Here is a 15,726-nt window from a genome sequence, read left to right as displayed (position 1 = left end):
CCAAACGCAAGAGGGCGGCCCGCCAGGACCGCCCCCCTTCTCAGTACAGGCCCCCGGAGCCGAAGCCGCCCCCGGCGCCCGGCCGCGGCGGCCGCGGCGCGCCGCCGCCATCCTCTGCGCCCGTCGCCACCGGCGCCGCGGCGCCCTCGCCCGGCGCATCCTCGGCCCGCATCGGAAGGTCGCCCTCGCCGCTCATGAAAGCCGCCGCCAGCTCGCCGCCGATCACGCCCTCGCCGGTGAACTGGCCGACCTGCGGCACGTCCTCGGGGTGGAACGCCTCGATCACCACGTGCTCGCCCGTCGCGTCATCGGGCAGGCGCACGCCCGAGAACCGGTCCACCTTCACGCCCACGGCCGTCTCGGGCACCTGGAAGTCGGTGACCGGGCGGTCGTCCTTGACCTGCGCGAGGAAGCTCTGCGCCACCGGCGCGCAGAGCGAGCCGCCCGCGGCGCCCCGCCCGATCGGGGTCGGGGTGTCGTAGCCGATGAAACAGCCCACCACGATGTCGGGGGTGAACCCGAGGAACCACACGTCGCGCGCGTCGTTGGTGGTGCCGGTCTTGCCCGCCAGCGGCATGTCCAGCGACGCCAGCCGCCGCGCCGTGCCCCGCTGCACCACGCCCTGCATCATCGAGGTCAGCTGGTACGCCGTCACCGGGTCCATGACCCGCCGCGCATTGGGGCGCACCCAGGGCTCCTGCGCCGCGGCCGCATCGGCCGCCACGCCGGCGCCCGCCCGCGCATCCGCGACCTCGACCGGCGCGGCGCAGCCTTCGCACACCGCCGGCTCGTGCCGCCAGATCGTCCGCCCGCGGCGGTCCTGCACCCGGTCGACGAGGGTCGGCTCCACCGACAGCCCGCCATTGGCGAAGACCGCGTAGGCCGAGACCATCTGGTAGAGCGTCGTCTCGCCGGCCCCGAGCGCGTAGCTCAGGTGGTGCGGCATGTTGCGGTAGACCCCGAAGCGCTCGGCGTAATCCGCCACGCGGTCCATGCCGATCTCCTGCGCCAGGCGCACGGTCATCACGTTGCGCGACTGCTCGATGCCGACGCGCATCGGGGACGGCCCGTAGAACTTGCGGCTGGCGTTCTGGGGCCGCCACAGCTCATCCGCGCCGGTGTCGATGGTGATCGGGGCGTCGAGGATGATGGTCGAGGGCGTGTAGCCGTTGTCGAGCGCGGCGGCGTAGACGAAGGGCTTGAAGCTCGACCCCGGCTGGCGCTTGGCCTGCGTCGCGCGGTTGAACACCGAGGTCTGGTAGGAGAACCCCCCGGTCATCGCCAGCACGCGCCCCGTGAGCGCGTCCATCGCCACGAAGGCGCCCTGCAGCCTGGGGATCTGGCGCAGCGACCAGCCCTCGAACGCGCCGTCATCGCCGCGCTTCTCGGTCACGAACACCACGTCGCCGACCGAGAGGATGTCGCCCGGCTTCGTCGGGCGGGGGCCGAGCTCCCCGTCCTCGTCCTGCGGGCGGGCCCAGGCGAAATCCGAGACCGGGATGAAATGCCCGTCGGCGTCTTCTTCCACGCCCTCGATGCCGACGCGGGCCGCGTTGTTCCCCACCAGCAGCACCACCGCGGGGCGCCAGCCGTCGATGTCGCGCGGGATCTCGCGCAGCTCGGCCAGCGCGGCGCGCCAGTCGGCCTCGGTCCCGAGCTTTTCCTCGGGGATCACGTCGAACGGACCGCGCCAGCCGCGGCGCTCGATGTCCCAGCTGACCAGGCGGTCGCGCAGCGCGTTCTCGGCGATCTCCTGGTAGCGCGCGTTGATCGTGGCGCGGACCGAGAGGCCGCCCGCGAGGACCTCCTTCTCGCCCAGCTTGCGCACGATGGCGGCGCGGGCGTCGGCCGAGAGCATGGCGGTGGCCGCCACCGGCTCGCCCAGCATCTCCGACAGCGCCTCGGCGCCGTCCTCGTCGAGCGCGTAGACCGGGGTCCCGCGCATGAAGCGCCCGCCGATGCCCGCATCCGCCTCGACCTCCGAGGCGCGCACGGGGGTGGCGAATTGCGGCAGAAGCTGCGCGATCTGCGCGGCGCGCAGCGGCGGGCGGCCGCGGTTCAGCCCCTCGCGCGCCAGGATGCGGGCCTTGGCGCGGATGTCGTCCAGCCGCTCGAAGGTGGCGACGCCGCCGCCGGCGACGGAAACGCCGATCGCCTCGGTCATCAGCGCGGCCGAGCGCCCGTCGATGCGGTAGGCGAAGGCGTGTTTCGCCAGCGCCTGCGCGCCCAGCTCCTCGACCAGCTGGCGGCGGACCTCGGCGGTGAAATGGTTGGCGTCGGGGATCTCGGGCAGGCTGCTCTCGATGGACCCGTCCAGCAGCGTCTCCAGCGGCTGGGCGCGGGCGGTCTCGGCGGCTTCGGGGGTGATGAAGCCCACCGCCTCCATCCGCCCGATGACATAGTTGCGCCGGTCCACCGCCTCGTCGTGATAGCGCACCGGGTGCAGCACCGAGGGGCCCTTCAGCAGGGCGGCGAGATAGGCGACCTCGTGGATCTCGAGGTCGTCGACATTCTTGCCGAAATAGTTCTGCGCCGCGGCCGGGAAGCCGAAGGACCAGGCGCCGAGCTCGAACTCGTTGAGGTACAGCTCGAAGATCTGGTCCTTGGTCATCACCTGCTCGATGCGGAAGGCGAGGATCAGCTCCTTCACCTTGCGCTCCAGCGCCCGGTCCGAGGAGAGCAGGAAGTTCTTCACCACCTGCTGGGTCAGGGTCGAGGCGCCGCGCAGCCGCTTGCCCTGGGCCGCGTCGATGACGGCCGAGACGATGCCGCGGATGTCGAAGCCGGGATGGGAATAGAAGTTCTTGTCCTCGGCCGCGATCACCGCCTGCTTCATCAGCTCGGGCATCTCGTCGATGGGCACGAAGAAGCGCCGCTCCTTGAGGTATTCCGCGATCGGCTCGCCGTCGCGCGCATAGACGCGGGTGAGCATCGGCGGGTGGTAGTTCTGCAGGCTCTCGTGGCTGGGCAGGTCGCGGCCCATGAACACGATCACGCCGAACACCACCCCGAGGCCGACGAGGACGCCGAGGGAGATCAGGCTGAAGAGCGAGGCGAAGATGCGGTTCATGGAGGCTCGACTCGGGTTTTGCGCGGGATGGGGGACGATATAGCGTCGGCGCGCCGCGCGACAGGATGGCGGGCGCCGCGGCGCAGGGATTGTTGCGCGTTTGCACGGATTGCGCGCGGGGCCGTGCAGGAGCGCGGGCGGGCTGCGCCCTGCCCCGGGAATGACCGCCCGGCGCGGCGAAAATTGGGCCGGATCAGGCCCTTCGGGCGCGCCGCCCCGCCGCCTGGCGGAATCGCGGCCCAGCCCCGGCGCGGTCCCGGCTCAGGCCCAGGCCCAGGCCCCGGCCCGGCTCAGCGTCCGGCCCAGTCCGCCAGCGCCTCGACCATCCCCGCCGCCACCCGCGCCCGCCAGGCGGGGTCGCGGATCTTCTCGAGATCCCCTTCCGTGGACATGAAGCCCAGTTCCACCAGCGCCGAGGGCACGGTGGGGGACTTGAGCACCCGGAACCCCGCGTGGGAATGCGCCCGCCCCTCCAGCAGCGCCGCGCGGCCCCGCAGCGCGTCCACCAGCGCCTCGCCGAGGCCGCGCGAGCGCTTGTCGGTGCGCCGGCGCGACAGGTCGATCAGCGCGCGCGCGACGTCGTCCCCCTCCCCTTCCAGCGACACCCCGGCCAGCAGGTCGGCGCGGTTCTCGAAAGCGGCGAGGGCGGCGGCCTCCTCCGAGGACGCCTCGCGGCTCAGGGTGTGGATCGAGGCGCCCGTGGCCTCGCCGCTCTCCAGCGCGTTGACATGGATCGACAGGAACGCGGCCGCGCCCGCCGCTTCGGCGAAGGCCACCCGGTCGCGCAGGCTGACGAAGACGTCCCCGGTCCGGGTCATCACCGGCCGCCAGCGCCCCGAGGCCTCGAGCGCGGCGAAGAGGTCCTGCGCGAAGGCGAGGACCAGGTCCTTCTCCATCGTCTCGCCGCGGATCGCGCCGGGATCGACGCCGCCATGGCCGGGGTCGATCACCACCACCGGCGGGCCGTCGGTCTGCGGCGGCGGGGGCGGCGCGGCGGGGCGGGCGTCGTCGGGCCAGCCGGCGAGGGCGGCGAAGCTCTCGGCGTCGGTCTCCTCGAGCAGCAGGCGCAGGCGGGCGCCCGCGCGCGTATCGCTCAGCGCGCCGTGGCGGATGCGGACCGGGCGCGCCAGGTCGACCACGAGACGCGACCGGCCGGGGGCGAAGAGGCCGAAGCGGGCGGCGGAGGCGAGGCCGTCCGGGTCCACCCGCGCCTTCGTCTGCGACCAGTCGACGGGGCCGAAATCCAGCGCCATGCGCGGCGGGTCCGCCAGGAAGAACGCCCGCCAGGGGGTGGGGCCCGAGAGGTCGAGGACCAGCTCGCTGCGCCGCCGGTCGAGCCGCTCGATCCGCAGGCTGCGCGCCGCGGGCGCCTCGGCGGCGGGGACCTGCACGCCCCCGGCCGGAGACGCCGCGCCCTGCGCCCGCGCCGGTCCGCCCGGCGCCCATGCCAGGCCCGCCGCGACGATCAGCGCCGCCGCCCCGGCGCGCCGCGCCCATGCTCTCAGCCCCGTCTCCACCGGCCTTCCGCCCCCGTCCGATCCGCGCATCCCCTAGGGCGCGCAACGCTTTTGCGCTTCACCGCGTCGGAGATTGATTGTCAACCCTCGCATGGCAAGCATACAGTCACCAAGTCGCTGCAGGAGGCGCGCGATGATTCGCCCGGCCTCCTTACGCCACGGAACGACAGGTTCTTCGGTAGATCGCGGCCCCTGACCCCGCCCCGGCCACAACCGACGGTGCATGGGTCCGGTGTCCCGAACCGCCCGATCGGCCGCGCCCCGCGAAAATTCGCGGAGGATCCGCGCGCCGGACCGACCCGCTTTTTTCGACCCCCAGGGGGGTCATTTCAGGAGACCGACGCGATGCCCTTCGCCCCCCTCTGCAGAGACCTCAGCCCGGGCGCCCCTGTGCGCCGGCGGTCCTGCGACGGGGCGCGGGGCCTTCTCGCGCGCAAGAATGCCGGCGCCCCGGCCCGCGGACCCGATCCGCGACCGGCGCGCCGGGGCAGGAGAACATGGCCAAGAAGATGCTCATCGACGCGACGCATTCCGAGGAAACTCGGGTCGTCGTGCTGGACGGCGCCAAGGTAGACGAGTTCGACTTCGAGTCGATCAGCAAGAGGCAGCTCGCCGGAAACATCTATCTCGCCAAGGTGACGCGCGTCGAGCCGTCCCTCCAGGCGGCCTTCGTGGAGTATGGCGGGAACCGGCACGGGTTCCTCGCCTTCTCGGAAATTCACCCGGACTACTACCAGATCCCCAAGGCCGACCGCGACGCGCTGCTGGCCGAGGAGGAAGCCGCGCGCGCCGAGGCCGAGAAGTCCCGCGCCCGCGCCGAGGAGGACGCCGAGGAGGCGCCCGCGAAGAAGTCCCGCGGCCGCGCCGAGGCGCCGTCCGAGGGCGATGACGAGGATGATGAGGACGGCCAGGACGGCCGCCGCCGGCGCCGTTCGCGCCGCGGCGGGCGCGCGCGCCGTCGCCGGGGCGACACCTCCGGGATCGGCGTGGACAACGCCGATGATCCGCGCGACGCCGCCGACCCGCGTGATGCGGCGTCCGAGGATGACGCCCCCGCGCTGGTGAGCGACGACGCCGGCGACGCCCAGCCCGACACGCCGGAGACCCCGGCCGAGACCGCGGCGGAGCAGCCCGAGGCCCAGGCCGAGATTCAGGCCGAGGCGCAGACCGCCGAGGCCCCGACGGAAATCCAGGCCGAAACCACGCCGGAAGCCCCGGCCGAGGACGCCGCCGCCGATGCCCCCGCGGCCGAGACGGTGACCGCCGACGCCGTGGCCGAACCCGAGGCCGTGGTCGAGGCGGACGCCCCGGCCGAGGCCGAGACGCCCGAGACCGGGACCCAGGCCGCCGCCCCCGAGGAGGCCGCGCCCGAGGCCGAAGACGCCCCGACCGAAGAGGCCCAGGTCGAAGAGGCCCAGGCCGAAGAGGCCCAGGCCGAAGAGAACCAGGCCGCAGAGACGGACGAGTCCGCGCCGAAGGACGGCGAGGATCCGAAATCCATGGCCGAATCCACCGGCCTCGACGACGACAAGATCGAAGAGCCCTACGAGGGCGGCGACGCCCCGGTGAAGACCGATGACGCGGCGCAGGCCGAGGCGGCGGAAGAAACCCCCGCCGAGGCCGAGACCGCCGAGGCCGCCACCGCGCAGGAAGCGCCGGTCGAGGTCGAGGCCGAGGTCGAGGCGAAGGCCCCCGAGGCCGCCGAGGACGACGCCGAAACCGCCTCCGACGACGACGACGCCTCCGATGACGCCTCCTCCGACGACGACGACGCCTCCGATGACGAGGACGGCTCGGACGACGAGGACGATGGCGAGGGCGACGAGGACGCCGATGGCGACGACGACCGCTCCTCGCGCCGCCGCCGCCGCTCCCGCCGCGGCGGGAACTCCCGCTCGCGCCGCTCCCGCCGCGACGACGACAAGGACGAGGACGACAAGCCCGCCCGCCCCGAACGCGCCCCCGCGGTCGAGGCCGAGGAGGTCGCCGCCGCGCCCCGCCGCTCCCGCGTGCGCCGCTACAAGATCCAGGAAGTGATCAAGGTCCGGCAGATCCTGCTGGTCCAGGTCGTGAAGGAAGAGCGCGGCAACAAGGGCGCCGCGCTGACCACCTACCTGTCGCTCGCCGGCCGCTACTGCGTGCTGATGCCCAACACCGCCCGCGGCGGCGGCATCTCCCGCAAGATCACCAACGCCGCCGACCGCAAGAAGCTCAAGGAAATCGCCGGGGAGCTCGAGGTTCCGCGCGGCATGGGCCTGATCGTCCGCACCGCGGGCGCCAAGCGCACCAAGGCCGAGATCAAGCGCGACTACGAGTTCCTGCTGCGCCAGTGGGAGCAGATCCGCGACCTCACCCTCAAGTCGATCGCGCCCGCGCTGATCTACGAGGAAGGCTCGCTGATCAAGCGCTCCATCCGCGACCTCTACAGCCGCGAGATCGACCAGATCCTGGTCGAGGGCGAGGCCGGGTGGCGCGAGGCGCGCGATTACATGTCCATGCTCATGCCCGATCACCTCGACGCGGTGGTCAAGTATGACGAGGGCTCGCCGCTGTTCACCCGCTTCCAGGTGGAGAGCGAGCTGAACGCGATGTTCAACCCGACGGTGCAGCTGCGCTCGGGCGGGTATATCGTGATCGGCATCACCGAGGCGCTGGTCGCGGTCGACGTCAACTCGGGCAAATCCACCAAGGAAGGCTCGATCGAGGACACCGCGCTGAAGACCAACCTGGAGGCGGCCGAGGAGGTCGCCCGCCAGATGCGCCTGCGCGACCTTGCCGGCCTGATCGTCATCGACTTCATCGACATGGAGGAGAGCCGGAACAACCGCGCCGTCGAGAAGCGTCTGAAGGACGCGATCAAGACCGACCGCGCGCGGATCCAGACCGGCCGGATTTCGTCCTTCGGCCTGATGGAGATGTCCCGCCAGCGGCTGCGGCCCGGGATGCTGGAGGCGACGACCGCCCCCTGCGCCCATTGCCACGGCACCGGCATCGTGCGGAGCCCCGAGAGCATGGCGCTGGCGATCCTGCGCGCGCTCGAGGAAGAGGGCCAGCGCGGCCGCGCCCCCGAGCTGCTGGTCAAGGCGCCGGTCGAGGTCGCCAACTGGCTGATGAACCAGAAGCGCGAGCACCTGATGCGCATCGAGCAGCGCTGCGACATCACCGTGCGGATCGAGGCCGATCCGATGCTGGTGACGCCGCAGCACTCGGTCGAGCGGGTCAAGAGCCCGCAGCGCTCCCGCGGGCATCCCGTGGCCGGCCCGGCGGTGACCGCCGCCGCCGTCTACGCGGACCTGGAGCCGGTGGAGGACGCCGCCGTGGTGGAGGTCGAGGCCGCCCCCGAGGCGCCGCGCGCCGCCCCTGCCCCGGCCCCCGCGCCGTCGGCGGATGACGACGACAACCGCCGTCGCCGCGGCCGCCGCGGCGGTCGCCGTCGGCGCAAGAAGTCGGACGAGGGCGAAGAGGGCTCGGTGCAGGGCACCGGCGTGACCGTCTCCTCGGTGCCGAATGTGGACGAGTCGGTCGAGGCCGTGCCCGCCCCGACGCCCGAGGAGCAGGCCGCGGCCGAGGACGCCGCCGCCGCGCTGCCCAGCCCCAAGCGCACCCGGCGCCGCCGCAAGCGGAAGTCGGATGGCGATGAGGCCGGGACGGTCGAGGCCGCCGAGGCCCCGGCCCCCGCGGCCGAGGCCGTGACCGAGGCCCCTGCGGAAGCCCCCGATGCGCCCGCCGAGGCGGCGACCGAGGCCGAGGCGACCGCGGAAGAGGCGCCCGCCGAGGCTGCGCCTGCTGCCGAGGCCCCGACCGAGCCCGAGGCCGAGCCCGAGACCGCCGAAGAGGCCCCCGCCGAGGCCGTGATGGCCGAAGCCGTGGCCGAAGCCCCGGTCGAGGCGGAGCCCCAGCCGCAGGACGAGGCCCCGGCCGAGGACGCCCCCGTCGCCGCGGCGGAGGAAGAGACCCCGGCCCCTGCCCCCGCGGTCGAGGAAAAGGCCGAGGACGGCCCGCCCAAGCCCAAGCGCAAGGGCTGGTGGTCCAAGGGCTGACAGGCCGGAGGCCCGGCGCCGTCCGACGCCGCGATGCAAAATGAAACGGCGCGCTCCGCGAGGAGCGCGCCGTTTTCGTGTCCGCAGACTGGGGCCCGAGCCGCTCCGGGCGCGTCGCGTCCGGGCGCGTGGGGCCAGGCGCCCGGGGACAGGGTGCGGACGCGCTGCCGGCCCGTTCAGGACCCGTGGAGCCGGGTCCGGGCGGCGTTGGACCGCGCCCGCGACGGTCCGCAGGCCCGCTCTGCCGCCTGCGCCAGGGGCCTGCGGTCTGCGGCGCTCCTCCCCTCGCCCCGGTCTCTCCGCCGTCCCTTGCAGCGCGCGGTCCGGCGGCGCCATCCGCCCGCCGGGGCCGCGAGGCATCCCGGGGCCGCGCGGTGGCGCCTGCAAGGCCCGCCGCCCGACCATGCGCGCAAACGAAAACCGGCGGCCCGAAGGCCGCCGGTTCCCAATTCTCCGATCCGGTAAGGATCAGGCGCGGCGCGCGCGCACCAGGCCCATCACGCCGAACGCGGCGGCCAGGAGCGGCAGAGCGGCCGGCACCGGGACGTCGGAGGGCGGGGCGGTGTAGGTGTAGGTGATGGTCGCGTCGAGGTCGTACGCGAAGTCCACCAGGCCGGTCAGCACGCCCGAGTCGGCCGAGGACGACTGGTCGGCGTCGCCGTCGAACCCGAAGGTCACGGTGCCCACGTCGGTGAAGCCGCCGAAGAAGGCCGCCAGGACGTTCTCGGTCGACGACAGGGCGCCGGAGACGACCTGGCCGTACGGAGCGCCGAAGTCGACGAACACGTCGAACGCCAGGCCGGCGTCGTCGGTGATGTCGGCGAAGGACACGCCCGGGGTGGTGAAGGTGTTGGCGATGGTCGCGGTCGCGAAGTCATCCGCGGCCGAGGCGTCGCCCGCGGCGGTGTCGGCCACCGCACGGTACTCGTCGGACCAGGAGCCGGTGAACTCGATGGTGATACCGGTCAGGGTGCCGAGCACGGAGTCGAAGTCGGGCAGCTGGATGAAGCCGCCGCCGGTCGAGCCGACGATGGCGGCGCCATCGGTCGACGCGGTGTAGCTGATGGACGCGGCGTTCGCAGCGCCGGCCATAAGGGCCAGTGCGGAAGCAGCGATGAGAGTGTTGCGCATGATGCTCTCCAAGGATGAATCCCCAAAAAATGAAACCGAGGCCGGTGTTTATTCAGACTGCGTCGACGCCCCAAGAAAGCCGACTCACCCCCGTCCCTTCGATTCCATCGAACGATACCGCACCGCAGCGGCTTTGTGAAGAACTCAGTAAGAATTGAGTCTTCAAGCGAAGCCAAAGGGTTAACCGCCCGTCTGACGGTGCGGCGCGAGGCCTCCGTGGGAATCGCGAGGGTGTCCCGTTCCCACGGCAACCTCGGAAAGCATCGCTTAAAGGCACGCTTCGATCAATGCCTAAGAAAACCTCAACGCTTCCAGTTGCGCAGGCGCCGCAATGCCTCGACCATGTCCGCCTCGGACCCGGCGAAAGAGAAGCGCAGCCCCTGCGCCCCGCGATCCGGGTCGAAATCCACCCCCGGCGTCGCCGCGACCCCCGCTTCTTCGAGCATCCGGCGGCACAGGTCCTGGCTGTCGTCGCATTGCTCCGAGACGTCCACATAGATGTAGAAGCCGCCGTCGCAGGGCGCGAAATTCCCGAACCCCGCGCCCGGCAGCCCGTCGAGCAGGATCTCGCGGTTGCGGGCGTAGACGGCGCGGTAGGTCTCCAGCTCCTCGGTTGCATCAAGCGCGTGCAGCGCGGCGACCTGGCTGACATGCGGCGCGCAGATGAAGAGGTTCTGTGCCAGCCTCTCGATCGGGCGGACCAGCTTGTCGGGCACCACCATCCAGCCCACGCGCCAGCCGGTCATGGAGAAATATTTCGAGAACGAGTTGATCACGATCGCGTCGTCCGAGAACTCCAGCGCCGAGACCGAGCGGCCGTTCCAGTGCAGCCCGTGATAGATCTCGTCCGAGATGAAGGCCGCGCCCGAGGCCGCGCAGGCGTCGACCAGCGCCTTCATCGCGGCCTCGTCCAGCATGGTGCCGGTGGGGTTGGCGGGCGAGGCGGCGAGCAGCCCCGCGGCGTCGCCGAGATCCCCCGCGACCGGCTGCCAGCGGGTCGCCGGGCCCGTCGCCACCCGCCGCGGCGCCAGCCCCAGCGCGGCCAGGGTGTTGCGGTAGGACGGGTAGCCCGGGTCGCCGATCACCACGGAATCGCCCACGTCGAACAGCGCCAGGAAGGACAGGATGAACCCGGCGGAGGAGCCGGAGGTGACGATCACCCGCTCGGCCGGGACGTCCGCGCCGTATTCCTCCTTGATCCGCCGCGCGATCCGCTCGCGCAGCTCGGGGATGCCCAGCGCCACGGTGTAGCCCATCGGCGCGCCGTCCTTCAGCAGCCGCGCCGCGGCCTCGCGCGCGCGGCGCGGGGCGGGGGTGGCGGGCTGCCCGACCTCGAGATGCACGACGTCGTGACCGGCGTCCTCGCGGCGGCGCGCGGCCTCCATCACATCCATGACACGGAACGCTTCGACGGCGGAACGCCTTGAAATCTTCATGATGGATCGCCCTATTCTAACAGTTCGGCCGCCCCCGGGATCGGGACGCGGCCGTCGCCTTCAGGGCTACGCGGCGCCCCGCGCGCCGTCAACGCAGCCCCCTGCCGCGCCCCTGCCGCGCCCCCTGCGGGCGCCGACCCGGAGACCGCCGCCATGCGCCCCCTGCCCGGCCGCCGCGCCCTCGCCGCCGCCCTCAGCTTCGCCGTCGCCGCCGCGTCGGCCGCCCCCGCCGCGGCGCTGTCGCTGATCCGCGACGCCGAGATCGAGACCACGCTGCGCACCCTGTCCGGGCCGATCTTCCAGGCCGCCGGGCTGCGCCCCGAGGCGGTCAACATCTACCTGGTGAATGACGGCGCCCCGAACGCCTTCGTGTTCGGGGGCCGCCAGCTGGTGATCACCACCGGGCTGATCCAGGACATGGACGGGCCGGACGAGCTCCTGGGCGTGATCGCGCACGAGGCGGGGCACATGACCGGCGGGCACCTGGCGCGCCGCGCCATCGCCGCGCGCAACCTGCAGGGCCCGGCGCTGGTCGCCTCGATCCTCGGGGTCGCGGCGGCCGCCGCGGCGGGATCGGGCGAGGCCGCGCTGGCCGGCGGGCTCGGGCCGCAGGAAGCCGCGCGCCGCGCGCTCCTCGCCCATTCGCGCTCGGAGGAGGCCGCCGCCGACCAGGCCGCGCTCACCTATCTCGAGACCGCGGGCGTGGACCCGGCGGGGATGCTCAAGGTGCTCGACCGCTTCCGCGGGCAGGAGATCTTCTCGGCCGCGCAGCGGGACCCCTACGTCTCCACCCACCCGATCAGCTCCTCGCGCCTCGCGTTCACCCAGCGGCGGGCGGCGGAAAGCCCCGCCGCCGGGAAGGCGCCGGACCCGGAATTCGTCTATGCCTTCGCGCGGATGAAGGCCAAGCTCGACGGGTTCCTCGACCACCCCGCCAGCGTGCTGAACGACGTGGGCGGGCCCGAGGGCCTCGATGAATTCGACCTGCTGCGCCGGGCGGTCGCGCTGCACCGGCTGCCCGATCCCCGGGGCGCGCAGGCGACCGTCGACCGGCTGATCGCGCTGCACCCGGACGATGCCTATTACCACGAGCTCAAGGGCCAGTTCCTGCTCGAGTCGGGCGAGGGGCCCGACGCCGTCGCCGCCTATCGCGAGGCGGCGCGGCTGGCGCCCGACCAGCCGCTGATCCGCGCCCAGCTGGGCCGCGCGCTGCTGACCCGCGAGGGCGAGGCGGCGGCGCGCGAGGCGGTCGCACTGCTCGAGACCGGCGCGCGCGAGGCCGACGGGGGCGATCCGTCGGTGCTGCGCGACCTCGCCTTCGCCTATGCCCGCGCGGGCGAGGAGGGCAAGGCGGCGCTGGCGACGGCCGAGCGGCTGGCCCTGGTCGGCGCCCGGCACGACGCGGTGATCCAGGCGCGCCGGGCCAAGTCGCTGCTGCCCGAGGGGTCGCCCGAGTGGCTGCGCGCCGATGACATCACCGCGAGCCTCGGGCCGCGCGACTAGGAACCCGCGCGCGCGTCCGCTAGGCTCCGCCCTGAACCACGGGCGAGGCCCGTACTTTCCGCCGCTCCCCCGCCGCGCGGGCAAGGGGCGGCGCGACAGACCCCCGCAGGACCGGGCCGCCGCCCGTCCAACCGGCCCAGGAGAACCGCCCAGATGATCCGAGCTTCCGCGCTCCGCCGCCTCTCCCCCGCCCTCGCCGCCCCGGCGCTCGCCGCCGCGCTGGCCTTCGCCCCCGGGCAGGCCGCCGCCGAAGAGGGCCTGTCGGACGCCGCGCGCGAGGCGCTGCGCACCGAGATCCGCGCCTACCTGCTCGAGCATCCCGAGGTGGTGATGGAGGCGATCCAGGAGCTGGAGAAGCGCCGCCGCGTCGCCCAGGCCGAGGAGGAGGCGCAGGTGCTGGCCGCGCTGCGCGGCGAGCTGCGCGACGACGGCTATTCCTTCGTCGCGGGCAATCCCGACGGCGACGTCACGGTGGTAGAGTTCCTCGATTACAACTGCGGCTACTGCAAGAAGGCGCATGAGGACGTGAAGGCGATGCTCCGCATGGACGGCAACATCCGCTACGTCATCAAGGAATTCCCGGTGCTGGGCGAATCCTCGGTCCTCGCCGCCCGCGCCGCCATGGCCGCGATGATGCAGGGCGCCGACTATTACGAGTTCCACGACGCGATGATGTCCCATCGCGGCCGGCTCGACATGAAGACGATCGAGCGGCTGGCCAAGGCCTCGGACGTGGACCTGGCGCAGATGCGCGAGGACATGCAGTCCCCCGAGATCAAGGGCAAGCTGGAGCGCACCTACGCGCTGGCCCAGCAACTGCGGATCGAGGGCACCCCGACCTTCGTCATCGGCGACCAGCTGGTGCGCGGGTTCAAGCCGCTCAAGGACCTGCAGGACGTGGTGCGGGCCGAGCGCGAGGGCTGATCCGCCCGCCGATCGGGCGAAATTCGAACCCATCCGGGGCGCCCTTGCGGCGCCCCTTCTTTTCCGCGGCGCTTTTCATCCCTAGTTCCTTGGTGTACTCCCGCGCCAACCCTGCGGCGCTTTCGACCCGCGCGTGAAAAATCCGGACGGCAGATCCCCATGACCAAGACCCATGACAGCGACATCGCCTTCATCCGCCAGCTCGCCGAGCTTCTGCGGGAGACCGACCTGTCCGAGATCGAAGTCGAGCGGGAATATGGCGAGGACGACCAGCTGAAGGTCCGCGTCAGCCGCCAGAGCTCGGTCGCCCCGGCGATTCACCACGTGGCCGCCCCCGCCGCCGCCCCGGCGCCCGTCGCGGCCCCGGCCGCCGCCGCCGCCCCGGCCGCCGCGGCCCCCGAGGATCCGGCCCTGCACCCGGGCGCGGTCCCGTCCCCGATGGTCGGCACCGTGTACCTCCAGGCCGAGCCGGGCGCGCCCGCCTTCGTCAAGGTCGGCGACCAGGTCTCCGAAGGCCAGACGCTGCTGATCATCGAGGCGATGAAGACCATGAACCAGATCGCCGCGCCCCATGCCGGCACGGTGAAGCGGATCCTCGTCGACGACGGCTCGCCCGTCGAATACGGCGCGCCGCTGATGATCGTCGAGTGATCGGGGGGAACGCCTGAATGTTCCGCAAGGTCCTGATCGCCAACCGGGGCGAGATCGCGCTGCGCATCCACCGCGCGTGCAAGGAGATGGGAATCTCCACCGTCGCCATCCATTCCACCGCCGACGCCGACGCCATGCATGTGCGCCTGGCGGATGAAAGCGTGTGCATCGGCCCGCCCCCCGCCGGGCGCTCCTACCTGAACATCCCCGCCGTGATCTCGGCCTGCGAGGTCACGGGCGCCGAGGCGATCCACCCCGGCTACGGGTTCCTGTCCGAGAACGCCGCCTTCGTGCAGGTGGTCGAGGATCACGGCCTCGCCTTCATCGGCCCGACCGCGGAGCATATCCGGGTGATGGGCGACAAGATCGCCGCCAAGGACACCATGAAGGCGCTCGGCGTCCCGTGCGTCCCGGGCTCCGACGGCGGCGTCGCCACGGTCGAGGAGGCGATGGAGGTCGCGAAGGAGATGGGCTTCCCCGTCCTCGTCAAGGCCGCCTCGGGCGGCGGCGGGCGCGGCATGAAGGTGGCCGAGACGGCGGACGACCTCGCCGTCGCCTTTTCCTCGGCCCGGTCCGAGGCCAAGGCCGCCTTCGGCGACGACACCGTCTATATCGAGAAATATCTCGGCCGCCCGCGGCATATCGAGATCCAGGTCTTCGGCGACGGCATGGGCCGCGCGGTGCATCTGGGGGAGCGCGACTGCTCGCTCCAGCGCCGCCACCAGAAGGTGTTCGAGGAATGCCCCTCGCCCGCGCTCGACGCCGCGCGCCGGGCCGAGATCGGCAAGACCTGCGCCGAGGCCGTCGCGGCGATGAACTATCGCGGCGCCGGGACCATCGAGTTCCTCTACGAGAACGGCGAGTTCTATTTCATCGAGATGAACACCCGCCTGCAGGTGGAGCACCCGGTGACCGAGGCCGTCTACCGCGTGGACCTGGTGAAGGAGCAGCTGCGCGTCGCGGCGGGCGAGGGCATGACCATGCGCCAGGAGGACCTGGTCCCCGTCGGCCATGCCATCGAGTGCCGGATCAACGCCGAGCGCCTGCCCAGCTTCGCCCCCTGCCCCGGCGAGATCACCGCGTTCCACGCGCCCGGCGGCCTCGGCGTGCGCATGGACAGCGGCATCTATGACGGCTACCGGATCCCGCCGCATTACGACTCGCTGATCGGCAAGCTGATCGTCCATGCCGAGGACCGGCCCGCCGCGCTCGCCCGCCTCGACCGGGCGCTGTCCGAGCTGATCGTCGACGGCATCGACACCACCGCGCCGCTCTTCGACGCGCTGGTGCATGACCCGGCGGTGATCTCGGGCGATTACGACATCCGCTGGCTGGAAGGCTGGCTGGAGCAGATGACCGCCTGATCCGCTTCGCGGAATGGGGGGGGGGGGGGGGGGGGGGGGGGGGGGGGGGGGGGGGGGGGGGGGGGGGGGGGGGGGGGGGGGGGGGGGGGG

9 protein-coding genes are annotated in these 15,726 nt (G+C 72.7%); 5 read left to right on the top strand and 4 right to left on the bottom strand.

What is annotated here, in order from left to right:
• Positions 1-40: 40 nt before the first annotated feature.
• Together ACQ5SO_RS10600 and ACQ5SO_RS10595 are read right to left on the bottom strand one after the other, a co-directional pair.
• Entirely contained in the window at positions 41-3,070 is a 3,030-nt protein-coding gene (locus tag ACQ5SO_RS10600) for a penicillin-binding protein 1A (RefSeq protein WP_430941570.1), read from the bottom strand.
• A 290-nt stretch (positions 3,071-3,360) separates the two neighbouring features.
• Positions 3,361-4,587: an N-acetylmuramoyl-L-alanine amidase gene (locus ACQ5SO_RS10595; RefSeq protein ID WP_430941569.1), complete on the bottom strand. Its 1,227-nt coding sequence runs from the start codon at positions 4,585-4,587 to the stop codon at positions 3,361-3,363.
• Between the two features lie 497 nt (positions 4,588-5,084).
• Between ACQ5SO_RS10595 and ACQ5SO_RS10590 the strand changes: the two genes are divergently transcribed.
• Positions 5,085-8,627, top strand: coding sequence for an Rne/Rng family ribonuclease (locus ACQ5SO_RS10590; protein WP_430941568.1), 3,543 nt, complete (start codon positions 5,085-5,087; stop codon positions 8,625-8,627).
• A 468-nt stretch (positions 8,628-9,095) separates the two neighbouring features.
• Here the strand turns inward: ACQ5SO_RS10590 and ACQ5SO_RS10585 are convergent, their stop codons facing one another.
• The gene (locus ACQ5SO_RS10585) at positions 9,096-9,719 is read right to left on the bottom strand and encodes a choice-of-anchor E domain-containing protein (RefSeq protein ID WP_430941567.1); all 624 of its coding nucleotides are present in this window, start codon (positions 9,717-9,719) and stop codon (positions 9,096-9,098) included.
• Positions 9,720-10,060: 341 nt separating this feature from the next.
• Positions 10,061-11,194, bottom strand: coding sequence for a pyridoxal phosphate-dependent aminotransferase (locus tag ACQ5SO_RS10580; RefSeq protein WP_430941566.1), 1,134 nt, complete (start codon positions 11,192-11,194; stop codon positions 10,061-10,063).
• A gap of 153 nt (positions 11,195-11,347) precedes the next feature.
• On the opposite strand from ACQ5SO_RS10580, the gene ACQ5SO_RS10575 reads away from it, so the two are divergent.
• The 4 genes from ACQ5SO_RS10575 (at position 11,348) to accC (ending at position 15,636) form a co-directional block, all read left to right on the top strand.
• Positions 11,348-12,697 (top strand): M48 family metalloprotease, encoded by a 1,350-nt coding sequence (locus ACQ5SO_RS10575; protein WP_430941565.1) that lies wholly within the window; start codon positions 11,348-11,350, stop codon positions 12,695-12,697.
• Between the two features lie 153 nt (positions 12,698-12,850).
• Positions 12,851-13,621, top strand: coding sequence for a DsbA family protein (locus ACQ5SO_RS10570; protein ID WP_430941564.1), 771 nt, complete (start codon positions 12,851-12,853; stop codon positions 13,619-13,621).
• A 159-nt stretch (positions 13,622-13,780) separates the two neighbouring features.
• Entirely contained in the window at positions 13,781-14,272 is a 492-nt protein-coding gene (gene accB, locus ACQ5SO_RS10565; protein WP_430941563.1) for an acetyl-CoA carboxylase biotin carboxyl carrier protein, read from the top strand.
• A 17-nt stretch (positions 14,273-14,289) separates the two neighbouring features.
• The gene (accC, locus tag ACQ5SO_RS10560) at positions 14,290-15,636 is read left to right on the top strand and encodes an acetyl-CoA carboxylase biotin carboxylase subunit (protein WP_430941562.1); all 1,347 of its coding nucleotides are present in this window, start codon (positions 14,290-14,292) and stop codon (positions 15,634-15,636) included.
• Positions 15,637-15,726: the final 90 nt, after the last annotated feature.

The sequence above is a fragment of the Rhodovulum sp. DZ06 genome (genome assembly GCF_050586345.1).
GTDB lineage: Bacteria > Pseudomonadota > Alphaproteobacteria > Rhodobacterales > Rhodobacteraceae > JBOCEF01.
Note: the sequence above shows the minus strand (reverse complement) of the source record. Positions and strands in the feature narration are given on the sequence as shown.

Coding starts and splice junctions, on each gene's coding strand:
- ACQ5SO_RS10585 (WP_430941567.1), bottom strand. CDS start 9,719: ATGGCCGGCGCTGCGAACGCCGCGTCCATCAGCTACACCGCGTCGACC.
- ACQ5SO_RS10575 (WP_430941565.1), top strand. CDS start 11,348: ATGCGCCCCCTGCCCGGCCGCCGCGCCCTCGCCGCCGCCCTCAGCTTC.
- ACQ5SO_RS10580 (WP_430941566.1), bottom strand. CDS start 11,194: ATGAAGATTTCAAGGCGTTCCGCCGTCGAAGCGTTCCGTGTCATGGAT.
- ACQ5SO_RS10570 (WP_430941564.1), top strand. CDS start 12,851: ATGATCCGAGCTTCCGCGCTCCGCCGCCTCTCCCCCGCCCTCGCCGCC.
- ACQ5SO_RS10600 (WP_430941570.1), bottom strand. CDS start 3,070: ATGAACCGCATCTTCGCCTCGCTCTTCAGCCTGATCTCCCTCGGCGTC.
- accB (WP_430941563.1), top strand. CDS start 13,781: ATGACCAAGACCCATGACAGCGACATCGCCTTCATCCGCCAGCTCGCC.
- ACQ5SO_RS10590 (WP_430941568.1), top strand. CDS start 5,085: ATGGCCAAGAAGATGCTCATCGACGCGACGCATTCCGAGGAAACTCGG.
- accC (WP_430941562.1), top strand. CDS start 14,290: ATGTTCCGCAAGGTCCTGATCGCCAACCGGGGCGAGATCGCGCTGCGC.